The organism is Tildeniella sp. (assembly GCF_059505325.1).
The window spans coordinates 63,118-86,429 of sequence record NZ_JCACKI010000011.1; the positions used below are offsets into that span (position 1 = coordinate 63,118).

Sequence of the window (23,312 nt, forward strand, 5' to 3'; positions counted from 1 at the left end):
GTTCGCACTAACCTCCGAGATCTTTTGTAGCAAACTAGCAAACTTTTGCCTTGTTCAACAGTTCCACTGTGCGAAAGCATTTCGGACGAACGACTAGTTGTGAAGAAATAGTGAAGAATGACTGTAGGGCTTTTCATTTCTCCTGATAGTGGAGCTTTAGAAGGAATAACGAAATGTAAGCAGTCATAGATTTATTCCTGTTACTGCACTACTTGTATCAACTCAACCCCAATTTGTTAATTATGGGAAGTCATCGTCTTGCAGTCCTCATGACGTGTCATAACCGGAGGGAAAAGACTTTAGCTTGCTTGTCCGCTTTGTACAAACAACAGTCTCCAACAAATCTCGCTCTCAGCATTTACTTGGTGGATGATGGTAGTACTGATGGTACTTTTCAGGCAGTGCGCCAGAGCTATCCCCAAGTTTGCCTACTTAAGGGTAGCGGAAGCTTATTCTGGACAGGCGGCATGCATCGAGCATTTGCAGAAGCGCTTGAGCATGAGCATGACTTCTACTTGTGGCTAAATGACGACACTATCCTCTATCCACAAGCACTGGATACATTGCTTCACACCTGGAATGAGTTAGATAAGCAGGGTGAGCATCATGCGCTCATCATCGGATCTACACAAGACCCAGAGAGCAATGAACTAACCTATGGAGGTTTACGCTGCACTGCTTGGTTTCGTCCTCTCAACTTTTCGCTTGTAAAACCAATGGAAGTTTCACAACAGTGTCAAACCATGAATGGCAACTGTGTATTAATTCCTCATGAGGTTGCTAAAAGGGTGGGTAACGTAGATCCAATCTTTAGACATTACCTGGCTGACTATGATTATGGTCTGAGGTCTCGGCAACAGTGCTGTACCCTTTGGATTGCTCCACACTACATCGGGACCTGTTCTAACAATGGATTGGGAAATGAAAAGAAGTATAAAAATCTATCCCCAAGTCAGCAATTGCAGAAGCTAACGCAACCCAAAGGTCTGTTAGCCGAAGATGCTGTTCTCTATTCGTTAGAAGAATGGAAAGTTTTTGCTCAACGGCACGGTGGACCATTTTGGTACATCTATTGGTTGTCACCATATAGAAGAATAATCTGGTCACTTGCCCTTAATAAACTAAAAGCGGTAGCGGCTTAGAACGTTCGAGATTAGTGAGTTCAACGTTACATCTAACTACCGGTTAATTTCAGCACTCTCAAGATATACTCCAGGAACCTATATGAGTGATCTTCGCATTGCCTGGGTTTTTCCTTCGCTTCGAACAGGCAATTATTGGCATCCTGTTTTCAGTAGATTCACTACAACCTTCAGGAAAACCGTTATCTATACAGGGCTTTGGACAGGATTTTCTCCGGGATTTGAAAACACTTTTTCTATTCAAGTCGTTGGGAAAACAAAGTTTTTAGAAACTAAAGTGACGGATGGCTACAGCCGTGGCGTATCCTATGTTTCTCCAAAAATTATCATCTATTTGCTTCGCTTCAGGCCACAGGTAATATTTACGATGGGTTTCTCTATCTGGACACTCTTTATCGTGCTCCTAAAACCTCTGTGTAGATGGCGGATTGTAATTGTTTATGACGGCAGCAGTCCCAATATAGACTGTCTAGATTCTCCATTTCGCATATGGCTACGGCGTATAATGATTAGCTTATCAAATGCTTGTATTACTAATACCCAAGCTGGAAGATCTTATTTAACTAGGATTCTGAAGGCTAAAGAGAACTGTGTATTTCAGCAACCGTATGAAGTTCCTGATTCAACCGCATTGTTAAAGGTTTTGCCCGATTCTGAATCTATGCCACGCCAGTCTCAGCGACCAGTTTTTCTATTTGTTGGACAACTAATTCAGCGCAAAGGACTGAGCCTACTGCTGCAAGCATGTGTGATTCTACAGTCGTGGGGCTACCGAAATTACGGTTTACAAGTTATTGGTCAGGGTTCCATGGAAGAAGAACTCAAAGCATTCAGCCAGCAGCATAATCTACCTGTGGATTGGATTGGATGGGTAGATTATGGTAAGATTGGAAATTATTTTCGTAATGCTGATGTCTTTGTTTTACCTACATTAGAAGATACATGGGGAATGGTCGTTCTAGAATCCATGGTGTTTAGTAAACCAGTTCTCTGCTCTAAATGGGCAGGAGCCTCAGAAATGATTTCACATGGAGAGAATGGGTACCTTTTTGATCCAAACCAGCCTGAGGATCTTGCTAAAACTATGCGTCATATTATCGAACATCCTGATTTGATTACCACTATGGGTGAAAAATCTAAGCAAGTGATTGCTCAGCATACTCCCGAAACCGCCGCAAAGTTTCTTACTGAAGTAGCTTTATTCGCTATAGAAGATCAGTAAGGGAAGAGGGAAATATGTTGCTTCTAATCAATCCTCTTTGAAAGCTGTAACAGAACTTCGACAGTTATTTCTAATTGTTAAAATGATCATAATTTCTGCCTGAGTCTACTACAGAAACAAGTTTTATATGCACGTCTTGATTCCCGCATTGCACAGACCTTCTCAGCCAACAGGTGTGTGTCGTTATGCAGCTAATCTTGCCCAATGTTTAGCTGAAACTATTTCCGTCAGACAAGTGACTTTAATAGTTGGTAAATGGCAAACGCACTACTTTAAGGACCTATTTTCGTCTGAAAAAATAAAGCTAATTAATGTAGATATTGAAAATAACTCAACTTCTAGAAACCTCTGGTTTCTACTCAAGCTGCCCAAGTTGTCTAATCAACTTCAGCCAGATATTGTGCATATGTCATTTCCCTTTCCGTTTATCCGCACACTGTTTTCTGTACCTATTATTTCTACCATTCACGACCTTTACCCTTTTGAATGCCCAGAGAATTTTGGATACCCGTATGTTTGGTTTAATCAGTTATTTTTAAGGCTATGTGTCCTTAATAGCCATGGAATCAGTTGCGTCTCTCAAGTTACCTTGAAAGAGCTCAAACTCTATTTTTCAAGCCTTGATAAACCGACTGATGTCATTTATAACTCTGTAGATTTTAGTAATACTCGCTCAGTTGCTCCAAGTCAACTTGGTAATCAGCCAGAGTTTCCTTTTTTGCTTTGGGTTGCCCAGCACCGGAAGAACAAAAACATTGATTTATTGCTAGAAGCCTATAATCAACTACTTCAAGCACGAATTCTTAGTGCCTCAACTCGACTAATCTTGGTAGGCAGCCCTGGTCCTGAGACCAATACATTGTATAAGCAGATTAATTCACTAGGGTTACAAGAACGTGTTTTGATGCTCTCATCGATTTCTGATCATGAATTACACTGGCTATATCAGCACTGTAATGTGTTTGTTGCACCCTCTTCAACCGAGGGATTTTGCATTCCTTTAGCAGAAGCACGTTATTTTGGTTGCAGAGTTGTTTGCTCTGATATTCCGATTTTTCGAGAGGTTGCCTCTTTGAATTGCGTGTTTTTTGATTTGCAACTAGACCCGATCAAAAATCTAGTGGAAGCAATTGCTCAATCTTTAAAACTTCCTTGCAATCAGCACCCCAAGGAAGATCTCTTTTCGAGAGCACACACTGCTCAGCAATATCTCAAACTGTATGAAAAAGTCTCGAATTTGTCTCTAAAATCATGAACTGATCAACTATTCTGTATTTTCAGCATAGGACTGGGCGGTAGCAAGTTGACGACCAACCTGTGAGAGAATCTGAGTTGGCATTTTCGCATCCGCATCAAACACTGATTTAAAAAATAGACAGCTATTTTTTACTGATGATCTTATGACAATCAATTAGGTGGAATATAGTAAGTTGTCATTGCCCATTCAAAGCAAAGATAATGACGACTAAGCTTCTTTCCTTAAAACTCTGGTTGTTGCAAGTAAAAAGCATTTGAGCCTCTCTACAAATTTTATTGAAGATGGCAGAGCTTGAGAGCCTTGCTCAAGCTCTGCCATCGTGTTGAGGCAATTAATCAAAGTGCTCGTTTTAGAAAATTAGCAAAAAATATGATCAAAGATCTCCTGCATACTAAGATGAGCATTCTCAGCGTACATAATTGTTACCTGCTCTACGGTGGAGAAGATGAGTCTCGCCGTGTAGAAGAGCGTATGCTACAAAAGATGGGACATCAGGTAGGGATTTATGAAGAGGATAACCAAAGAATTGCAACTATCAATTCAATCCAAATGGCTCTGAAAACAACCTGGTCTATAGAGTCATACCGCATTCTCAAAGAAAAACTCAATCATCAACCTCAGGACATTGTTCACGTTCAAAACTTTTTCCCCCTGATTTCCCCTTCTGTTTACTATGCAGCAAAAGAAGTAGGCGTACCTGTTGTTCAGACGCTTCGTAACTACCGCTTGCTCTGCCCCAATGCTCTCTTTTTTCGACAGGGAAAAGTTTGTGAGGATTGTTTGGGTAAGTTTTTACCTTTACCTGGTGTGCTACATGGCTGCTACAAGGAGAGTCGAATGGCTACCGCAGCTGTAGCTGCGATGCTATCGATTCACCGGACAGTTGGTACTTGGGCAGAAATGGTAGACACTTACATTGCCTTGAGCGAATTTGCTCGTCAAAAGTTTATCGAGGGGGGACTACCAGAAGAGAGAATTTTAGTTAAACCCAACTTTGTTGATCCTGATCCCGGCGCAGGTAGTGGACAGGGCGGCTATGCTCTTTATGTAGGAAGACTATCAGTCGAAAAAGGTTTAGATACCCTGGTGAAAGCCTGGAAGCAAATGAAAATAAAAACCCCTCTAAAAATAGTCGGAGAGGGACCCTTGGCTCAAAGACTGGCAGATGAGACCAGCAACATGCCTCATATTACCTGGTTAGGTCGCAAATCTATTCAAGATACGTATGAATTAATGGGAGAGGCAAAATTTCTGGTCTTCCCATCAGAGTGGTATGAAACGTTTGGTCGAGTTGCAGTAGAAGCGTTTGCAAAAGGTACACCTGTTATCGGTGCTGACATTGGAGCGATCGCTGAACTAATTGATCATAAACGTACTGGTCTTAAGTTCTGTCCAGGCAATCCGGCGGACTTGGCTGCTCAAATTGAATGGCTTTTAACGCACCCACTTGAATATAAACAGATGCGTCACGAAGCACGAGCAGAGTTTGAAGCAAACTATACGATGAATCGGAATTACCACAGGTTAATGGAGATTTATGAGTTGACTCGAAGACGTGCTAGCTGTTGAAGCATAATCGACACCATATTTGCTTGAGTAGTATAGTTGACTGGGTTTAGTTAAACTGCTTCAATCTGCTTTGTTAGACAGCGTTATTGGCACAAGCTGAGCTAAGGCTTTGCTTTTGCAGGTTGCTTTAAAGCTGCCATAAGAATGTAGTAATAAACTGTAAACAAAGCGCCAACAAAAATCTGAGATCCCCAAGAACTGTGCCAGAAGTGAAACCAGTAGCTTCCCCAATATACTGATGCGATCGCCATCAACATAATACGTGGAACGTTGAACAGTAGCGAGAGGAAAACTCCAGTGATAGTTAAAAGAATAATTTTATACAGTCGCTGTTTCAGAAATAGTCCAAACAAAGCACCCATGATTGCAACTGAGACCGCCATGTGAAAGCCACTGCAGCCGAAATTAACCTCAACGGCTCCATGCTCTAGGAAAATAATTGTTTCGCTTACTGTTGCTGGTTGACCAATTGCCTGTAATCCAATGGTTCCGCCCCATGCCATCAGTTTTTCTAGCCATTGATTGGGCATAAACGTTTGCCAGATGATTGTAGTAGTGTCTCCCGGTCGAGGGTAAACGCTCAAGGCAACCAGAAGTGTTGCTAATTTATAGCGATTGAAGAAGGTAGCTCCCCATGTACTACAAACGATCCCAGTGAGAACAATTAACCAAGCTAACCCTTGAGACCAAAGAGCAAACCTGCAGAAAGGGAAAACTGCAAAGCCAGCTAAAATCAGAAGGTGTCCTAGTAACTGATCCTCCTCAGATGCTGTCATTTTGCTTAGTTCTTTTCGCTGTCCCCACAGGTTCTGAAACGCCAGGAAGACCATGCCACTAATAAGAAATAACCCAAGGGAGCCACGTGAACCCCGAACAATCAAATCTGTAGACCAGATTAGAAAGTAGTATAGTCCCACAGCTAATCCCACCAAGATGATGCGCCCATGATTGGTTTTGAGCTTCTCACGCAGCAAACATGCCGTCCAATCAAAACCGTTTTGAGCTTGATGTATTAGTGCCTGCCTATTTTTTTGAGGCTTCATAAACTTCATAGACATTTTATAAACTGGTAAAGTCTCAACTCATGCGAATGCTTTCCACTGGCGGGTATTGACGCTACTACGAAAATAGCGTCACGAGCACAATTCAATTCAACGATTTTTTGAGAGGCTTTAACCGTCACATCCCAACTAGATTGGAAGCTAAAAGCCCAGCTAGCAAGTCACTAAGAAAAATGGGACTACAAATTGACTCTCAGTTCGAGTGCGGAAAGTAGTGAGCATCTTGGCTCGTATTCTCTGCTATTTCGTTACAATTAGCTCTTACCGCAATTAACTTTTACGCGATCGCATACCATACCGACCAAGGCTAATCAGTGCAACGCCAATTACTACTAAATTGCCGACGATCGCGATCGCCGTTTTCAAAATACCAGTCTTAGCGTTTTGCTTGAGTGATATAGCTCTGGTATCAACGGTTTGAGCCGCTTGTTGTAATTGCTCTGGTGTAATATTTGGTGCGGCTTTCGGATCGTTCTTTGCCTTCTCAATTTGAGTTTGAACCTGAGTAGCCTGAGTTGTAATGTTTTTGACAGCCAGATCATTCAGCGTCAAGCCATCACGGATGACCAGAACACAAGAGAGCAGGTAGGCAACTCCGATCGCTAAACAAACGGTACCCAGTTGCTTACGCAAAGCACGAGCTTCTAAACTACCGTAAAGGGTGAGTGCAGCACCAAAAAGCAAAATGATGCTGCGATCGCTCACCTGTTGTAAAAAACCGATGCGCCACTCTGCGCTGCCCAAGCTAGGCGGCAACGCCAGAATCAGCACATCGATGATAAACCCAGCCAAGCAGGCAATGCCAACAATACGGCAGAGCGCTCTACCAGAGTAAGAAGGAGCAAGATTGTTTGGAGCAGAGGTAGTAGCCATAGTAATTAATTGCTATGAACGGAAGAATTTGGCAGACAACTACTCTTTCCACATTTTCACAGACACATCAGGGAACTATACACGGACTTCAAACTAAAGCGGAGAATCTTGTCCTGTCCTCGTCTAAAGCCATACTTCCTAACGTTGTACGCGGCTGTAACCCCCAGGCTCAACTAAAAAGGGCACCTTTAGTGAGATGCCCCTAAAACAGATACTGCAACTCCCCTTAGCTTGGGGAGACGGGCATGCTAGACACTAAGTGTTTAACTCAGCTTTCTCAGCTGCTGCAACCCTCCGCTTGCGGAGAACCCCTACACCCAGTGCAATTAACCCTGGCAGCAGAGCAGGCGTGGGAACAGGCGTGATACTACCCGAAAAGGTGGTAGTACCACTCACAGTCGGTTGAGCGAACTGAGCAGAAACCGCGCCGTTGCCAAGCACAATACCTGACCCATCCGTAAAGAAGCCGTCAAAGGTAAAAAAGTTAAATCCGGTGCTGGAAAAAACTCCTGCCACAGAGGCAGTAACCTTAGTGAGCGAGAAGGTGACATTGTCCCCGTCGTAAAGCAAGCCAGTGATGAAATTGGGCAGAAGCGTGCTTTGGTCAGTAGAGACATCTTTAATCTTGGCTCCACCTACCGCCTCTGCAAACAGACCGGAATTAGCTCCGATTTCAATGTCACCGTCAGCGGCTCCGAAAGCGAAGCCAGGATTTGGGAGGAAGTCAAAGTTAAAGGCAGTTCCCGTTTGTGTGATGCTCACACTACCGGTAAAGTTAAGGTTACTGCTCACGCTGGCAGCCTGTACAGACGCTGCACCTAGAGTTGAACCTGCTACAGCAGCAGCAGCAACCGTTGCCTTAAAGACGATGGATTTGAAATTCATTGCTTGAACCTACCTAATTGTGCTGTGTTCGGTTTAATGTTGTTTCAACTGAACCTGGTAGGCTACCGGAGTTTAGCGAATGTAGACCTCAAAGCCTCAGGCGAATGAATGAATCACTTGTAGAAAGCGGATGACATTATTGACCTGTTGCTTTGTCAGTCCGACTAAAAAATTGGTTCGATAGCCTGGTAATGCACCATCGGTAGACGGTTTAGCCTTGTAAAGAGGGAAAGTAACGCTGGGAGTATCTGCACTTCAGCACTATCTCACTTATTCACTAGTAGACCGAAAAGTATCTAACATAGAGTCCAGTATTTAGACGTTTTACAGGAACTTCACAGATAATTCTGCGTTTATGAAGCTACGTTTGAGAATTAGGGGCGCAAGGTTTGTCTTGATAGGGGCAAGACCAGTGTTAGAAGCCCTTTCAAACACTGTTCAAAAACTCTAGAGTGACGGTGGTTTGATTGTCGCTACTGGTGAAGTGGATGGTTGCCCCTAAGCGTTCGGTAAGTTTTTGTACCAGCGTTAAGCCAAGCCCTGTACCGCCATATTTCCAGGGGTCATTGTTGGGAATGCGGTAGAACTTATCAAAAATGCGATCGCACTCAACGGCTGGAATGGTCACGCCAGAATTAGTGACGTGAATAGTTGTGATGGTTGCAGTGGCGTGCGCTGCTAGAGTGATGGTTTCCCCAGCCGGAGAGTACTTGCAGGCATTTTGCAGCAGCTCAGTCAGAATGCGCTCCAGGTAAGCACGATCGGTGATGAGCGATGGTAATGTTTCAGGTACCTCGATGAGCAATTGCTGCTGTTGTTTGTGAGTGCGCTCAAGAAAGGGTTCGGCAAGGTGAGCAAGAAAGGGGGTGAGCGCGATCGAGGTGAGCGTGAGCGGTTCAACGCCTGCATCAAGACGAGCCAGATCGAGGAGGTCATTAATCAGCCTAATTTCTCGCTGTCCTTCCTCACGTAGAATGTTGAAATAGCGGTTGATGGGGTTTGCTTCATCATCAAAGACACCCAATGGCTTTAAGCCAATTTCCAGCATTTGGGTTGCCATTTTGATATTGGACATGGGTGTCCGCAGTTCATGGGAAACGGTACTCAGAAAGTCGTCTTTCAATTGGTTCAATCGCTCTAGCTCTTCTACCTGAGACTGAGCGGCTTGATAGAGTCGAGACTGACGCAGCGCGATCGCGCATTGATTGGCAACCTGCTGCACCAGCCGGATTTCTAGTTCTTCAAAAGAGGTGTGCTGTGGCTTGAACAACCACATGTCTCCTAAAACACCGCTTTCATCCATTAGGGGACAGATCAAAATGGTTGAAATATGTTTGATATTTCGGCAGGGGTCTGCTGTTAACGAGGTTACACAGCAATGCACGGACTGTCCACGTAAAACCTGGTCATAAAGGTCAGGATTCCGGTCGAACGGGACTGTAACACCGACACCAGTTGATACCCGCTCTCGGATATGTTCGTAACAGATGGTCGAGGTACGGCGTTCCATATCGTAAAGAGCGGCATCACAGCAATCGATCGCTAGATCGATCGCCAGTGCCTGCACCGCTGTCTGCAAGATTTGCGTTTCGTCCAGGCTATCGCGGACGTGATCGGTGATGCGTTTAAGCAGTGCTTCAAACTTTAACGCCTTTTGCAGCTGGGCAGTACGTTCCTGCACCTGTCGTTCTAAATCAGTATTGAGGGTTTGCACCTGTTGGTAGAGCGCTGCTTGTTGGATGGCGATCGCGAGTTGATCCGCTACAGCCTGGACAAGTTCTACTTGCTCATCTTGCCAACACGCGATCGGTTGGCTTGAACGTAGACTAAAGCTCCCCCAGACCGTATCACCCACGATGACTGGCACCAATAGCCATGCTCCCGGTAGCTTTCGAGCAAAGTTTTGGTTACTATGACTGTCAATAGCCGCCGCATCGGTTACTTTAATAATCTCTCGGCGCTTCAGTTGCGCTGCAAAGGGATTCCCCTCGTCGGAAATTTCTAGCCCAAGATCATCGAACAGATTGGCTTTCCGTCGATAGCTGGCAACGTAGAGCCAGCAGTGGCGCTCTGGCAAATACTGCACTACGGCGGCTTGATCGACGTTTAGGAGTTGAGCAATTTCGGTAGCAGCGGCGGTTAGAATCGTGCATAAATTCAGAGATTGGCGAATAGTCTGTACGACGCGGCTGATTGCCTGCTCTCGTTCTACACGCTCCTGTAGTCCAAGCTCAGCCTGTTTGCGATCGGTGATATCTACATTCACTCCCAGCATTCGCACGAGTGCACCGGAAGCATCCCGTAGCACGTTACCTTTTGTTGCTGACCAACGAATAGTGCCATCAGGTCGCACAAAGCGAAACTCAAGCTCATAGGCTTCACCTTGCTTCACGCTACGGGTCATGGCATCAACAACGCGCCTGCGATCGTCGGGGTGAATCATCGCGATCACGGTTTCAAACTGTCCATCGAAGCTGCCTGGCTGTATACCCATCAGCCGTTCCAAGCTTGCAGACCAAACCATTTTGTTGGTGATCATGTTCCAGTCCCAACTGCCCATATGAGCCGCTTCAAAAGCAAGACGGGAGCGTTCTTCACTCTCACGTAGGGCGGCTTCAGCCTGTTTGCGATCGGTGATATTGCGGACGAGCAGCAGGACTTCATGCTCTCGGTACGGCACCACTCTGACTTCCTCTGTCTGGAGTTCGCCATCAATCAAAAGTGCTTGCTCATAGAACTGAATGGCACGAGTTTGTAGTGCTGTAGTGATGGCATCCATGCGCAGTTGAGCGACATCAAACGGCAGACTGTCGTAAACGCTCATACCAACGAAGTCAACCGTTTTGCCGACTACTCTAAAGGTTGGTGTGGCAAGAAATTCTAAATAATGCCCAGTCCCATCAACCCGCATGATTAAATCGGGTAGCGCACTGAGCAGAGCACTCTTGCTAGCTTCGCTTTCCAGCAGTGCGGCTTCCGATCGCTTGCGATCGCTGATATCGAGGTGCATGCCATCGATAATCAACTCCCCGTGTTCACCCCTGGAGAACTGAGCATCATCCCTGACCCATAAAGCTTCTCCAGCAGCCGTCATGAGACGATATTCTAAAGAATCCATTCCCAGGGTTTCTGAAGCAGCTTTGATCGCCTCAAAGAAACGTCTGCGATCGTCAGGATGGACAAGTTCGAGTGCGTGTTCCGGGTGCGCCATGAGCGCCTGTGGGTCGCGCCCCAGCAGTCTACGGTACGCTTCACTTAGGAAAAGGCTAGAAAGCTCGCCCTCTGGGCTATACACTGCTCGATAGATTGCACCTGGCAGTTTGGCTGCGATCGCGCCAATGAGCTGTTCTTGAAGCGTACCGCCGAGCTGAATCGCTACGCCGAGCTGCATAGCAACCATTTGCAAACATTGCACCTCCAGCGGCTGCCACGCATGTGCATTCTGACAGTGATACGCAATCAACAAGCCCCATAAAGCGCCCTGAACGAAAAGTGGTACAACGAGGGATGCTCGATGCAGTCGAGTCAAGCGCCCTGTAGAGCTGGAATCATTACTGTTAGCGCTAAAATCGTCGATCGCCTTCGTGTAACCTTGCTGGTAATGCTCAACCCACGGAGCGGTAACAGATGGATCATCCAGCCGCTGTCCTAAGAGCGGTGCCCACTCACTGCCCACTGACTCAACCGCGACGCTCTCACCGCCATCAGGGAGAAAGCGATACAACAACAAGCGATCGGTTTGCAGTAGCGCTCGAGTGGAGTCCAACGCCGTCTGTAGGATGTCTTCTAACACTACAGACTGTTGGATTTGCAGGGCGATCGCCGAAACTCCCTCTAAAATTTGTGCAGGTGTTCTAAACTGATCAGCAATCATCTTTATCTAGAGAAGACATAAAGCTATTACACCTATAGCAAGAGTGCCACAGTATCCATTGAGTTGAAACACTACTTCCTAAACCCATCTAGCTCTAGCTTAGTGATAAAATCCTCGTTCAAAGCTTGATTTTCATGCTGTCAAAGGTACGTCTCACTTATAGCCCCTGCCCTAAAGCACCGCCCAACCCCTGAAACATAAGCCACGATAGGAAAAAATTAGAAATAAAGATAGCAAGCAGCGAAGTTACAACAGCGGTTGTTGTCGATTGCCCAACGCCCTTAGCACCGCCAGTGGTCGTCAATCCCCAGCTAGAGCCGATGATGGCAATCAGCGCTCCAAAGAAAACGGCTTTGATCGGTGCGCCGCATAGATCCCACACGCTTAAAAAGTTACGGGCAGAATCGATAAACACTTTATGGGGAATGCTATAGAGGCTACTGGCGATAATCATGCCGCCAATCATGCCAGTTAATAGTGAGAGGACAGTTAAAATCGGCAGCATCAGGCAGCAAGCAATGACCCTGGGGATCACCAAATAGTCGATCGGATCGGTTTTCAACATGTAGAGCGCATCGATTTGTTCGGTCACACGCATTGTGCCCAGTTCGGCTGCAAAGGCAGACCCCACACGCCCTGCCAGAATGACCGCTGTTAACACGGGAGCCATTTCACGAGTAAGAGAGATGGCTAGAACTCCACCGACTGCGCTACTTGCACCGAAGTTAATGAACTCTCTAGAGACCTGAATGGTAAAGACCATCCCAATGAAAGTGGAAGTCAGCAAGGCGATCAGTAGTGACTCTGGTCCTACGGCTGCCATTTGCTCAAGCGTATTGCGGCGATGGATTTTACCTGCCAGTAAATGCACCATCACCTGTCCACCCAGTAGGATCGCTGCTATTAGGCGCTGACCCCACAGGCTCAAGCTAGAAGTCAGTGGCTTTTCACTCACGGTAATACAACATGAAACAATCACCTTAGCAAGAATAGCGGATTGCTTTGAGGTCGTCAGCAAGACAAGCATAGATCCGCTTCCGATCGAGTGCCTTTGCCCACACCCAACCCTTCAACAGACAAGCGACGATCGTTTCAGGGAGTGCGGCATGAGTAGCTTTGCACACGGCTCTCAGATTTTGTGAGACAACTGACGAGCCATCGACTCGCTGACGGGCGCGATCGCACCTCCGTCCCAATCAGCCTTTGGTCTGTGCCCTGCGACGAATGTCTCTTTACCACACAAACCGCATGTCTTGATTTTCTTGGAATTGTTCACAGAGCTTCAACAAGATATTTAAGCTTGATTTAAGATTTCTCACATCTCCTGGTGATCGAGACGATCGCTCCTATGGTAGAGATGAACTCGCATCGCCTCAAGTCGCCTAACTGGATGAACCAGCATCTTACTCCTATGCTCATGTCACCCGCGTTTATTCGTTCCCTGCTGTTGACCAGCACGTTTAGCTTTGCCTCTCCCATTGTGCTGATCGGCATTCTGCTGGCGTTGCTGTCGGCGATCGAACAAGTGCCCGTCGTTGCGGCGATCGCGCAAGTTGGAGCCGCAAAGCTCTTACAGTTTCTAGCAGTCTTTGGGAGCGGCGACTCACTTCAGGGAACGTTGGTCATTGGGCTGACCTGCGGGTTGGTCGGCGCACTGTTTGATGCCTACGCCTTTTATCGGCACCAAAATTTGCGCGATAGTTAGCAACCGATTAATAAACAGAGTTAGCGGTCTGCCTGTTGGCTGGGTAAGACGTAGACGCTTGTGCGATGAGCGCCCAGCCGTTGAGACGGATAGAACCTGATAGTTCAGGTCTCGACTAAGCTGAGGAAGAAAGAAGACAGATGGTAAAGCAGGACATCTCGATACAGCTATTGCCGGGAATGCTTCAGATTGTCGGGGAACATCAGTGTGCAGGTCAACAGCCGGATAATCTTTGCGGACCGTATTGGGCAGCACTGTTGTTGCGATCGCGTGGCTTCCATCATCTCACTTCAGAGTACATGGCTCAGTTAGCAGGTTCTGTTCTCCCTACAGGCGATCCCATCACCTGGTTGCCTCAAGGCGCAGCTTCAAAACAGGACTATGAACTGCCACTTCCCACTGCTCTGCGTCCTGAAGACGCGGGAACGTCCGCGCAGGGGTTAATGACGGCTGTTGCAATGTCTGAGCATAGTCACACACTCCTGCCCCTACAGACAGAATGGTCAGCAGAGAAAGTCGCTGCTGTTCTAGAACTGTGCCAAAAGCATCCCGCTTGGAATGCGGTTCCCTTGTGCAATGTACGAACGGGACATCTATGGGGTTCTCATCTAAGCGTGAAGGACGCGATCGCTTATCTAAAGGGTGGATCAATATCACCACCACCTGCCGATTGGAATGTTGGTCATTTTATGGCGCTGGCAGGCACCGTCGCGGGTCAAACGCGCTCCCTGGTAATCGTCTGTGATACCTATCCGATGTTTGGCTGGCAGGGCTATCACCTTCAATCGGCAGATGCGATCGCCCAGGCTCTCAACCGAGACGATGGTTATGGTGGCGGCATCCTTCTATTTATTGCCACTCACGATAGAGAACAGATAGAGCAACACGCGCAAGCCGCAGGTTTCCACATTGAGGCTTGGGACAACGGCAGTCCTTAAACCTCTACTTTCTACTCCCTACTTCCTACTCCCTACTCCCTAATAAATCTCCATATACTCTTGCCGTTCCCATTCCGTGATGTGGTCGTGGAAGCGGGCAAGTTCAAATTGCTTGACGGTTGTGAATAGATGGACAAACTCTTCGCCTAAGAGCGATCGCAGTTCCTCATCTGCCGCCAATGCCTCCAGTGCTGCTTCCAGGGTTTGAGGAAACTTGGGTAGCGTGGGATTGTCTTCACTCGGTCCCTCGACTGGGGGCTGCAAGGCGTACTGATGCTGGATCCCCAGCAAGCCAGCAGCCAGGGTTGCCGCTGCGGTGAGGTAGGGATTGCTCAGTCCCGATGCTGCCCGCATTTCGAGATGAGTGTCTTCATCATGGGTAGCTTTGACGCGCACCATTGCCGATCGGTCTTCGATACCCCAGCTAATGTTGGACGGCGCGAAGGTGTGAGGCTTGAGGCGACGGTAGCAGTTTGGCGTGGGACCAATGAGCGGAAACATCGCCGGAGTATGGGTGAGAATACCCTGAATGAAAGATTTGAACGTGGTGGATAAACCATCGGGATCGTCCTGATCCACACAGATATTCTTGCCTGTGTTGCGATCGAGCAAGCTGATGTGAAAATGGCAGCAACATCCCGCGCGATCGGCAAACGGCTTGGACATAAAGGTTGCCAGGTAGCCCATGCGATGAGCAATTTCCTTCACCGCATTCTTGAACGTAAACGCTTTGTCGGCACCGCGAAGACCGATACCCGGACCAAAATTGATCTCAAACTGCGAGGGTGCGTACTCACAGTTGCTCGTAATCACATCCACGCCAGAACCGCGCAGGTAGTCTAGGAGTTGATCCAGTTCGGGCACATATTGATTGCGAATTTGATTAAAGATGTGTAGCCCACCGAACAACGGTTCTTGTGTTTCGCCGTGCAACAGATAGAACTCAAATTCGTGTCCCATCATCACGTCAAAACCCATCGCAGCGGCTTTGTGCAGCAGTGCCTTGAGGACATAGCGTGGTGCAACAGTTAGCGGATCGTTGGAACTCCACTGCGGATCGCAAATGACTTTAGCGGTGCGATCGAGCCACGGCACAGGGGTCAGCGTATCGAGGTCAGGTATCAACATGTGATCGCGGTATTTCCGCTCCTCATGCAGTCCCGCTCCCGAAACGACCATTGAAGCCGTATCAAGCGCCAGCGTACCGCCGTAGAAGTTCAAACCCTTGCGGGTGTAGTTTTCCACCTTATCAATGGGAACCACTTTTGAGCGGGAGATCCCGTGCAGATCAGGCAACTCAAACCGTACATATTCAATCTCCCACTCCTTAAGAGTGGACATGAATTGGTCAATGCGATCGGATGCTGCCTGCTCTGCCCCGTTGCTCGTTAAATTAGATGAAACAAATTCCGTTACCATGAGTCGCTAAACCTTTTTCATGTCGCTGAAGCGTGTATGTGTAGCTTCAATATCGTTTTCCATCTCTTGGATAATCTCAGGCGAACGGAACCGCAGAAAGAGGAACCAGCCTGCCCCGATCGCCATGTAGAGGAAGAACCAGTAGGGAAAGGCGTTGAAGGGTGCAGCGGGTGTGGGAAACAGGTCGCTACCGGGAAGCCCAATACTGCCAAGGACGGGGATAACCATAAAGCCCACGCCCAAAACCGCAAACAAAACATCACTCCAGCGCAGTTGATGCTCACGATATAGATAAACCGGAGCTGCGATCGAGATCAAAATATAAGCAACCAGAAACCCATAGGTTGCAATGGTGCCAAAGTAGCCATATCCTTCCAGCACCTTGACACCGCTTGAAATTGCCAGTACAGGAGCCAGAAACGTAAGCACCGCCGTGATCGTAATGGCAATGTGCGGAGTCTCATTCCGACCGTGTGCCTGACCGACAAGATTATGGAAAATTCCATGCCGCCCCATTGAGAAGAAAATTCGCGCGCCCGCATTTAAGCTGGCAAGGGCGCAAGCAAAGAGACTGACCATTGCGCCAAGTGAAATCAACGCTCCAAAAAAGGTAACGCCTGCAAACTTCGCCAAATCGTTCAACGGTGCCTCGCTCTTGTTAAAGGCGACAGGGGCACCTTGAAAACCAAGCACTTCAATGTAGGAAAGAACGATGAAGAAAAGCCCCGAAATGACTGTACTGATGATGACTGCACGGGGAATACTCCTCAACGGGTTTTTCGCCTCATCACCCAGCGTTGTGGCGCTTTCAAACCCAACATAGCTAAAGACTGCCAGCACCAGTCCGGTCACGATTCCGCCTGAGCTTGCACCTTGAAGGCTTAACTGAGCCGGATCAATGATGGTACCTTTCTTGGCTATCACAATGAGCGCCAGGATAATGATTAGCCCAACCGAAGCGGCTTCCACTGCCAGCATCACCACGGTCGAAAGCTCAATATCCTTGTATCCCACATACCAGGCAGAGCCGACGCAAATGGCAATTAAGAAGATGGTTAGCCCGATCGACGGGCTAATGCCCACCATACTCAGCAAGACCTGACTGTAGTTGGCAAAACCACAGGTAACAGCCATTGCCGTCAGCAGATATGCCAGAATTAGTGCCCAACCCGTCAGCACACCAGCGATCGGTCCAAGTCCCCTGGTGATGTAGGCGTAGAGGGAACCGGGAGACGCGGAACGACGCGCAAACTGGTTGATATTGATGCCAACAAAGGTCAACCCGATCGTGGCAAAGACAAAGGTCAACCAGGTGCCCACGCCAGCCGTGGCAAACACGAGCGCTGCATTCACGGTTGGCGTTACCGTCGGCGCAATGTTGGCGATCGACTGAGCAATCACTTCAGGAAAAGAAAGACATTCGGGTCGAAGACCAGAAAGACTCGGTTTAATCTCTAAGTCGGTAGACATAATAAACCTTAGGGAACAAAGAACTCAATAGCCACAACGGTTGCACGTGGACGTTTTAATCATTTACGAATTAACGTCTTAGAGATGGACAACATCTACGCAGTTGCATCAAGATAGGTCTCAAGCAAAATGCTAAGACCGCCTACAGTAAGGCACTCGAATCGTTTTAGATTAGTTTTAACAACGTGAGCTTTGAGCTAAAAAATACGTTCTTTGAGTAGCGCTCGCAGACGTTCCTAATCAAAAACTGAATTTCCGCTTAAGCTACGCTACTTAGAAAAACAAATTCGTAGCAAGCATTACTAACTCAAAGCTTCCATACGGAGAACTGTTTCCGATCGGTTGTCATCATTAGGACAATCAGATGCTGACCAGAGCATCGTCGCAGTATGCCATGACCATTGGAGTGCGATCGCCTGCTTGTGTCCAAAGGATGGGAAAGAAACTTTCATCCATCGCCGTTTCACCGATCCGGCGGTAGCGGCTGAAAATGTAACCTGAACCCACGCCAGGAGGTTGAAACCGGGCATCGGCTGGAAGGGTTGTAATGGCGAAACTCTGGCGAGTTTGATCAGCGGTAGTGTTTCTCCCCGAACCATGCCACAGATTGCCGTGTAGAAAAATGCAGCCACCCGCCGGAATCTCTACCGCTAAGAGCGCAGGCTGGTCAACCCCTGCCTCTTTTGCCGCTTGCCAAAGAGGCTGTCGGTAATCCTCTTTTGGCGCATGAAGAAAGCGGAATTGATCAGAGCACTGCCATTGATGCGAGTGAGGTACAATCTCCAACGTGCCTGGTGAACCCGTCGTATCACTCAGGGCAATCCAGCAGGTGATGACGGAAGATGGGTCGATGCAGGTAAACGCCGTGTTGTTGCGATGGAACAACACTTCTGGCGCACCGGGAGGCTTGATCCAGCAGCTATCCGTTGCCAGTCGTCCACCGCTCCAACCCATAAGTGTGGCATTCAAGCGAGCAATTTCGGCTGAGAGGGCAAGGCTGGCAACGGTACGATCGCACCGCCACATCCCACACATTTGTCGGGTCGCAGTTGGCTGGTTTAGCCCTGGTCGTCCGTGCCATTCATCGGGATAAACACCTGTTTCAAATTGAGTCGCAAAGAGGGGATCCAGTCGATCGACCACGCGATCGATCAGTTCTAAATCCAAAAATTTCTCCAGAATCAGAAACCCTTCTGCTTGAAACTGATGGATTTGCCCGTCACTTAGCTGCACTGGCTCATGATTCATCAATGGCAATCCTCAATGGTTTGTGAGCGATGTTCTTTGGCTCAAACATCACTCTCTGTAATACCCGACTTCTTAAACCATCATCAGTGGAGCCTGTGCTGCCAGCGCATCCTCACAATAATTCCCTAAAAAGGGCGTGCGATAGCCATCTTGCTGATAGACGATCGGAAAGAAGCTTTCATCCATCGTGTCATCCCCAAAGCGCTTATAACGTCCGGCAATGTATCCTCCCGGTACGTAGGCTCCCGTTGGTTGAAAGCGTGACTCCGCTGGGATGTGTACAATCACAAGACTGCGGCGAACGACATCAGGCATCAGGTTTTTTCCAGAACCATGCCACATATGACCGTGATGGAACGCACAACTGCCTGGTTTTAGCTCTAGTTCCATCACCTCTGGCTGGTCGATGCCTGCCCGTTTCGCTGCCTGTTCCATTTCCCAGCGATAGCTGCGACTGGGTGCGTGAAACTCTGGCACGGCACCGGAGCGCATCCAACGATGAGACCCGCGAACATACTCGATCGTGCTTGCCCCACGAACTGCGTGGCTGAGGGCAATCCAACACGTGACTAACTGCTGGGGCGTATGGTAGAACGAATACATTGAGTCCTGATGCAGCGTCGTTTCGGTCGCGCCAAAGGGCTTCATCCACAGGCTGTCACTCAAAATCCGTGCGCCACTCCAGCCAGCCAACTCTGCGCTAATGGCTCCCATTCTGGCGGACAGAACGACAGAGGCGAGGGCGCGATCGCTCTTCCAAACATTGCTCATTTGCCCTGACGCGCCCGGTAGACCCAGAGACGGATTCCAATACCACTCATCGGGATAATTCCCTGTCTCAAACTCACCGTCAAAAAGCGGCTCTACCCGCTCAACCAGACGGTTAACTATGGTTTCATCCAAAAGGTTTTCAATGATTAAAAACCCATTTTCATGAAATTGATTAATTTGCTCTGAGGTTAAAGAAACCATTGCACCACTCAGTTCCAATCCTTGGGATCGTTAGCCTGCCCAACAAAATGCGAAACAGTTTCAATGCTACTCTGCTTAGTGCAAACCTGACAACCAAGTGCTTAGAACGCAACACATAAGTCATCGACTCATGACATAAACACTCACTCTAGATTACTGATCCACGATCGAGATACCAATGAAAAAAAAACCATCTATTCTAGTAATTCGGCATGAAAAGTGCTCCAGTTTAGGCTTACTAGAAACTGCGCTAAGAAAACAGGCAGTGCCTTTTAAGTACCTGGACACACCTCAGGGTGAAGTACTGTTAGAGCCAGTTAATCAATACTCTCATATTATTGTTTTAGGCGGCTCAATGAGCGCCTATGAAGATCAAGAACATGCGTTTCTAAGATATGAATTTAAGCTCTTAGAAGATGCGATCGAACAGGGAATTTCGACTCTAGGCATCTGTTTAGGCTCTCAGATTTTGGCAACCGTTTTAGGTGCTAAAGTTTACCGAGGAGAGGCTGGACGAGAAGCAGGTTGGTGCGACGTTCAGTTACTCCAATCCTCAGCAACCGATCCTTTATTGAAGGAGTTCCCTGAGCGCTTCAAGGTTTTCCAATCTCACCAGGATACCTTTGAAATACCATCGGGTTGTGTGCATTTAGCAAGAAGCGAGAAGTACGCCCATCAAGCATTTCGGTATCAAAATCATGTATGGGCAATGCAATTCCATCTCGAAATTGATGAGAATGTTTTAGGCGATTGTGCTGCTGTGATCGACCAGGAGTTGAAAGACAGTAACATTCAAGATACCAATTTAATTCAACTGCTAAAGGACGCAAAAGAGCACTCTCCTTTCGTGGCACCGCTGGCAAATCGTTTTATGCATAACTTTCTAGAGTTGGCGCGATAGCAGTCCTGAATCAAGCGCGAAATTGGGTGACAGCTTTGATGGTTTCATGCTGGCTGTATCCTTTTTACTTGCTTGCAATCGATAGTCCAATGGGTGGGCTGCTGAGTAACCTGGGCACGATCGCTCTGACCACGTTTGTCGTTATACAGACGTTATACAGATCTGGTCAGTCTCAAAGCTCACCACCCTCTTGAGTTTGCCTGTCATTTTCTGGGTTACCGTTGCAACGCTAACCGTCCTCAAAGGTTTAGGGTGGCTTTAACCAACAGCTCTGATATTTACAAGGCAGTGCTTAAATTCTGCACAAATGTTTGAGACCCGATTGCTCCATCCATCAAGGAACCTTTTCTATGTTGAAGCTCATCCACATTAGCGTGATTGCTGGTTGTTTTGGCGCTCTTTCGCTGCTGCCACTGCCGCTTGCCTCCGGCTCTAGTTTATTCAACAGCACGGTTGATCAATTGCCGACAGAAGAGCGAGTGCTCTTGCGAAACGGTCAGCCGCTGATTACGGGAGAGAACGGTCAGTATACAGCCAGAGTTTTACTCTCAACGTCGGCAGATACAGTATGGTCGGTGCTCACAGACTACAGCAATACGCCAACGTTCATGCCGTATGTAGTGTCGAGCAAAGTGATTACGGTCAATGGCAATCAGAAAGTGATTGAGCAGGTTGATGTGCGCCAAGTGTTTTTTGTGACTGCTCGATCGCGGATTCGCTCAGCGATTACGGAAACAGCCAAAACCCGCATTGACTTTCAAGCGATCGACGGTGACTTGAAAAGCCTGAAGGGTTACTGGCTGCTAGAACCGATCGCGCCCTACACAGGTGCAAAAGCAAATCAGATTTTGCTGACTCAAGTCATTGAGGTGCAACCCAAAGCGGGAACGCCATCAAGGATCTTTTACGACGTTTTCAAGGATTCATTGGGCGAGAGCATGAGCGCTATCAAGAGAGAAACTGAACGACGCACTCAATAGTGTTGGTGCAAATAAACCAGAGCGATCGGCTTGTAAATGACGTTGATTAAGCGCGTTCCGCCTCCCACTCGTCTACCGGGAACCCCTTTGCCCGCTAGAGCCGTATCAGTCATAAACAGCAAGAGCGCGATCGTAGTCATTAAGATACTCAAACGCATACACCGAACCTCAACAGTAACACTGCGATAATTCTTAGCGGTTCGGCTCCGAATGAACAGCGTGATTGTACGGCTGTGTGAAAAACCAATAAACACAGCCACTAGCAGTAGGGCGTTGAAGGCTCCAGATTGCTACTCAACTACCCGGCACGGAGACAGCGTTTGGTGGGGCAGAAAGCGTCAGTTTGTGTTAGGAATGCGCTTGCCGTAGCTTGCCAGCACTTGCAGCACGATGCCTGGTGCCAACAGCGCTGTTGGCGGCTTGACCATATGCACCACTTCCGCAAACGTTTTCATAAGAGCTGGACTGTCCTGCATGAGTACAGTGACACGATCGAAATACTTTTGCATCAGACGCTCACGCCTCCCTGGTTGCGCTCCCTTTGTCGTAGACCAGCGACCATCTTCTCCCGTTGCCATTAGCCAAGGAGTTTTGAGCTGACGGGCAAGCTGCTTGTGAAACCGGAGCGAGAAATGATTGCGTGTCTGAGTTTGCACCTGTTTTAAGCAGCGATCGAGCGTCATTGCGCTCAAGGCTGCTGTTGTCATGCCCTGTCCATAGACTGGATTGAAGGCGCAGACTGCATCACCCAGCGCCACAATACCCTCAGGCATGTGATGCAAGCGCTCATAGTGTCGCCAACGATTTTCGGTACGACGATAGCTGTAGATCGGCGATAGCGGTTGCGCCTCTTTGAGCAAGTCATACAGAATGGGTACCCGCAAACTGCGAGCAAACGCCAGAAAGCCTGTCTCGTCTGTCGGTGGGTAGTCGTGTCCTACGCCGCCGAGGGTGACGATCCAACGATCGTTCTCGATCGGATACAGTACACCGCCGCGCGAGTTAACCCCTTCGAGTGCAGCGACAGTGATGCCTTGCCAATCGGCTTCTAAAGACTTTGGACGCTCATACCAGCGGCTTGCATAACCGAGAAAGGCATTAATCATCGTTTCTGGTGGTGCATCGTAGCCCATCTGCGTTAACCAGCTAGGCAAAGCAGAATTCCGCCCACTGGCATCAACCACCAGCGCGGCACTCAGCAACGGCACTGATGCGGCATCCGGAGTACGCCAGTGCAACTGAACGCCGTTCACGCGCTGGTTCTCCTTTGTGGTGAGCAATCCCTCGACCTGACAGCCTGTGAGCAACGTCAACTTTGGAGATGCTAGCAGCCGTTGACGGATCAGCCCTTCCAGTAGCGTCCGGCTACACGTCCGTCCTGACAGATCGGATGAACAGCGCGGCAGCCACTTCCCCGCCCCCAACATGAGCCAGTCAGCCGTCCACTCGACGGTCGGCGCACCTGCTGCGGTGAGTGCTGCTGCTAAACCTGGAAAGAGCTGTTCTAGCAAGCGTTGACCTTGGGTCAGTAGCACGTGGACATGCTGCGATTGCGGCACACCGGGACGAGTTGCTAGTGGGTCAGAAACACCATCGCGCTCGATCAGCACGACCTCAGCAAAATGGTCGATCAGGACGCGAGCGGCAAGCAGACCCGCCATGCTGCCACCAATAACAATGGCACGACGGGGTGAATCAACGCTCGTGTCGGCGACTAAACTAATCATGGGCTGAATCGCAAGTACGTTTTAATCGTATCAAGCGCGTCCGTGCTTTCAGCATATTGGTAGCGAAC

20 protein-coding genes are annotated in these 23,312 nt (G+C 48.2%); 8 read left to right on the forward strand and 12 right to left on the reverse strand.

The features are described from left to right. Positions 1-242: 242 nt before the first annotated feature. The 4 genes from AC5JO6_RS05350 to AC5JO6_RS05365 all read left to right on the forward strand — a co-directional run bounded on the left by AC5JO6_RS05350 (position 243) and on the right by AC5JO6_RS05365 (position 5,191). A complete protein-coding gene (locus AC5JO6_RS05350; protein ID WP_496080054.1) occupies positions 243-1,142 on the forward strand; it encodes a glycosyltransferase family 2 protein in 900 nt (299 codons plus the stop codon). Between the two features lie 82 nt (positions 1,143-1,224). Further along, the gene (locus AC5JO6_RS05355; protein ID WP_496080015.1) at positions 1,225-2,364 is read left to right on the forward strand and encodes a glycosyltransferase family 4 protein; all 1,140 of its coding nucleotides are present in this window, start codon (positions 1,225-1,227) and stop codon (positions 2,362-2,364) included. A 127-nt stretch (positions 2,365-2,491) separates the two neighbouring features. Continuing rightward, complete coding sequence (locus tag AC5JO6_RS05360) at positions 2,492-3,619, forward strand: glycosyltransferase family 4 protein (protein ID WP_496080016.1); 1,128 nt, start codon at positions 2,492-2,494, stop codon at positions 3,617-3,619. Positions 3,620-4,018: 399 nt separating this feature from the next. Continuing rightward, the gene (locus AC5JO6_RS05365) at positions 4,019-5,191 is read left to right on the forward strand and encodes a glycosyltransferase family 4 protein (protein ID WP_496080055.1); all 1,173 of its coding nucleotides are present in this window, start codon (positions 4,019-4,021) and stop codon (positions 5,189-5,191) included. A 101-nt stretch (positions 5,192-5,292) separates the two neighbouring features. Here AC5JO6_RS05365 and crtC read toward each other — a convergent pair whose 3' ends face one another. From crtC to AC5JO6_RS05395, 6 genes are all read right to left on the reverse strand, one after another. Next, positions 5,293-6,249, reverse strand: coding sequence for a cyanoexosortase C (gene crtC, locus AC5JO6_RS05370; protein ID WP_496080017.1), 957 nt, complete (start codon positions 6,247-6,249; stop codon positions 5,293-5,295). Positions 6,250-6,522: 273 nt separating this feature from the next. Then, the gene (gene hpsJ-C, locus AC5JO6_RS05375) at positions 6,523-7,125 is read right to left on the reverse strand and encodes an HpsJ-like protein, cyanoexosortase C-associated (protein ID WP_496080018.1); all 603 of its coding nucleotides are present in this window, start codon (positions 7,123-7,125) and stop codon (positions 6,523-6,525) included. Positions 7,126-7,380: 255 nt separating this feature from the next. Continuing rightward, complete coding sequence (locus AC5JO6_RS05380) at positions 7,381-8,010, reverse strand: PTPA-CTERM sorting domain-containing protein (protein ID WP_496080019.1); 630 nt, start codon at positions 8,008-8,010, stop codon at positions 7,381-7,383. A gap of 427 nt (positions 8,011-8,437) precedes the next feature. Continuing rightward, a complete protein-coding gene (locus AC5JO6_RS05385; protein WP_496080020.1) occupies positions 8,438-11,884 on the reverse strand; it encodes a GAF domain-containing protein in 3,447 nt (1,148 codons plus the stop codon). Positions 11,885-12,041: 157 nt separating this feature from the next. Next, positions 12,042-12,839, reverse strand: a complete 798-nt coding sequence (locus AC5JO6_RS05390; RefSeq protein WP_496080021.1) for an MlaE family lipid ABC transporter permease subunit — start codon at positions 12,837-12,839, stop codon at positions 12,042-12,044. Positions 12,840-12,864: 25 nt separating this feature from the next. Continuing rightward, positions 12,865-13,080 (reverse strand): hypothetical protein, encoded by a 216-nt coding sequence (locus AC5JO6_RS05395; protein ID WP_496080022.1) that lies wholly within the window; start codon positions 13,078-13,080, stop codon positions 12,865-12,867. 221 nt (positions 13,081-13,301) lie between these two features. Here AC5JO6_RS05395 and AC5JO6_RS05400 point away from each other — a divergent pair, with 221 nt between their 5' ends. Both AC5JO6_RS05400 and AC5JO6_RS05405 read left to right on the forward strand, forming a co-directional pair. Further along, positions 13,302-13,589 carry a hypothetical protein gene (locus AC5JO6_RS05400; RefSeq protein WP_496080023.1) on the forward strand — a complete coding sequence of 96 codons (288 nt, stop codon included), beginning with the start codon at positions 13,302-13,304 and terminating at the stop codon, positions 13,587-13,589. Between the two features lie 140 nt (positions 13,590-13,729). Then, positions 13,730-14,527, forward strand: coding sequence for a DUF6885 family protein (locus AC5JO6_RS05405; protein WP_496080024.1), 798 nt, complete (start codon positions 13,730-13,732; stop codon positions 14,525-14,527). A gap of 39 nt (positions 14,528-14,566) precedes the next feature. Here AC5JO6_RS05405 and AC5JO6_RS05410 read toward each other — a convergent pair whose 3' ends face one another. From AC5JO6_RS05410 to AC5JO6_RS05425, 4 genes are all read right to left on the reverse strand, one after another. Next, the gene (locus AC5JO6_RS05410; protein ID WP_496080025.1) at positions 14,567-15,946 is read right to left on the reverse strand and encodes a glutamine synthetase family protein; all 1,380 of its coding nucleotides are present in this window, start codon (positions 15,944-15,946) and stop codon (positions 14,567-14,569) included. Between the two features lie 6 nt (positions 15,947-15,952). Then, a complete protein-coding gene (locus AC5JO6_RS05415) occupies positions 15,953-17,416 on the reverse strand; it encodes an APC family permease (RefSeq protein WP_496080026.1) in 1,464 nt (487 codons plus the stop codon). A gap of 360 nt (positions 17,417-17,776) precedes the next feature. Further along, positions 17,777-18,664 (reverse strand): phytanoyl-CoA dioxygenase family protein, encoded by an 888-nt coding sequence (locus AC5JO6_RS05420; RefSeq protein WP_496080027.1) that lies wholly within the window; start codon positions 18,662-18,664, stop codon positions 17,777-17,779. Between the two features lie 72 nt (positions 18,665-18,736). After that, positions 18,737-19,636: a phytanoyl-CoA dioxygenase family protein gene (locus AC5JO6_RS05425; protein WP_496080028.1), complete on the reverse strand. Its 900-nt coding sequence runs from the start codon at positions 19,634-19,636 to the stop codon at positions 18,737-18,739. 178 nt (positions 19,637-19,814) lie between these two features. On the opposite strand from AC5JO6_RS05425, the gene AC5JO6_RS05430 reads away from it, so the two are divergent. Both AC5JO6_RS05430 and AC5JO6_RS05435 read left to right on the forward strand, forming a co-directional pair. Continuing rightward, complete coding sequence (locus AC5JO6_RS05430; RefSeq protein ID WP_496080029.1) at positions 19,815-20,537, forward strand: type 1 glutamine amidotransferase; 723 nt, start codon at positions 19,815-19,817, stop codon at positions 20,535-20,537. A gap of 350 nt (positions 20,538-20,887) precedes the next feature. Continuing rightward, positions 20,888-21,517 (forward strand): SRPBCC family protein, encoded by a 630-nt coding sequence (locus tag AC5JO6_RS05435; RefSeq protein ID WP_496080030.1) that lies wholly within the window; start codon positions 20,888-20,890, stop codon positions 21,515-21,517. Here the strand turns inward: AC5JO6_RS05435 and AC5JO6_RS05440 are convergent. Together AC5JO6_RS05440 and AC5JO6_RS05445 are read right to left on the reverse strand one after the other, a co-directional pair. Beyond that, entirely contained in the window at positions 21,511-21,675 is a 165-nt protein-coding gene (locus AC5JO6_RS05440; protein WP_496080031.1) for a hypothetical protein, read from the reverse strand. The genes AC5JO6_RS05435 and AC5JO6_RS05440 overlap by 7 nt on opposite strands. 180 nt (positions 21,676-21,855) lie before the next feature. Next, complete coding sequence (locus tag AC5JO6_RS05445) at positions 21,856-23,244, reverse strand: FAD-dependent oxidoreductase (protein WP_496080032.1); 1,389 nt, start codon at positions 23,242-23,244, stop codon at positions 21,856-21,858. Positions 23,245-23,312: the final 68 nt, after the last annotated feature.

What these genes read in the sequence shown, in the direction of transcription:
- AC5JO6_RS05380 (WP_496080019.1), bottom strand. Translation starts at nt 8,010, where the DNA reads ATGAATTTCAAATCCATCGTCTTTAAGGCAACGGTTGCTGCTGCTGCT.
- AC5JO6_RS05435 (WP_496080030.1), top strand. Translation starts at nt 20,888, where the DNA reads ATGTTGAAGCTCATCCACATTAGCGTGATTGCTGGTTGTTTTGGCGCT.
- AC5JO6_RS05415 (WP_496080026.1), bottom strand. Translation starts at nt 17,416, where the DNA reads ATGTCTACCGACTTAGAGATTAAACCGAGTCTTTCTGGTCTTCGACCC.
- AC5JO6_RS05425 (WP_496080028.1), bottom strand. Translation starts at nt 19,636, where the DNA reads ATGGTTTCTTTAACCTCAGAGCAAATTAATCAATTTCATGAAAATGGG.
- AC5JO6_RS05420 (WP_496080027.1), bottom strand. Translation starts at nt 18,664, where the DNA reads ATGAATCATGAGCCAGTGCAGCTAAGTGACGGGCAAATCCATCAGTTT.
- AC5JO6_RS05350 (WP_496080054.1), top strand. Translation starts at nt 243, where the DNA reads ATGGGAAGTCATCGTCTTGCAGTCCTCATGACGTGTCATAACCGGAGG.
- AC5JO6_RS05400 (WP_496080023.1), top strand. Translation starts at nt 13,302, where the DNA reads ATGTCACCCGCGTTTATTCGTTCCCTGCTGTTGACCAGCACGTTTAGC.
- AC5JO6_RS05385 (WP_496080020.1), bottom strand. Translation starts at nt 11,884, where the DNA reads ATGATTGCTGATCAGTTTAGAACACCTGCACAAATTTTAGAGGGAGTT.
- AC5JO6_RS05360 (WP_496080016.1), top strand. Translation starts at nt 2,492, where the DNA reads ATGCACGTCTTGATTCCCGCATTGCACAGACCTTCTCAGCCAACAGGT.
- crtC (WP_496080017.1), bottom strand. Translation starts at nt 6,249, where the DNA reads ATGTCTATGAAGTTTATGAAGCCTCAAAAAAATAGGCAGGCACTAATA.
- AC5JO6_RS05440 (WP_496080031.1), bottom strand. Translation starts at nt 21,675, where the DNA reads ATGCGTTTGAGTATCTTAATGACTACGATCGCGCTCTTGCTGTTTATG.
- AC5JO6_RS05445 (WP_496080032.1), bottom strand. Translation starts at nt 23,244, where the DNA reads ATGATTAGTTTAGTCGCCGACACGAGCGTTGATTCACCCCGTCGTGCC.
- AC5JO6_RS05430 (WP_496080029.1), top strand. Translation starts at nt 19,815, where the DNA reads ATGAAAAAAAAACCATCTATTCTAGTAATTCGGCATGAAAAGTGCTCC.
- hpsJ-C (WP_496080018.1), bottom strand. Translation starts at nt 7,125, where the DNA reads ATGGCTACTACCTCTGCTCCAAACAATCTTGCTCCTTCTTACTCTGGT.
- AC5JO6_RS05355 (WP_496080015.1), top strand. Translation starts at nt 1,225, where the DNA reads ATGAGTGATCTTCGCATTGCCTGGGTTTTTCCTTCGCTTCGAACAGGC.
- AC5JO6_RS05365 (WP_496080055.1), top strand. Translation starts at nt 4,019, where the DNA reads ATGAGCATTCTCAGCGTACATAATTGTTACCTGCTCTACGGTGGAGAA.
- AC5JO6_RS05410 (WP_496080025.1), bottom strand. Translation starts at nt 15,946, where the DNA reads ATGGTAACGGAATTTGTTTCATCTAATTTAACGAGCAACGGGGCAGAG.
- AC5JO6_RS05405 (WP_496080024.1), top strand. Translation starts at nt 13,730, where the DNA reads ATGGTAAAGCAGGACATCTCGATACAGCTATTGCCGGGAATGCTTCAG.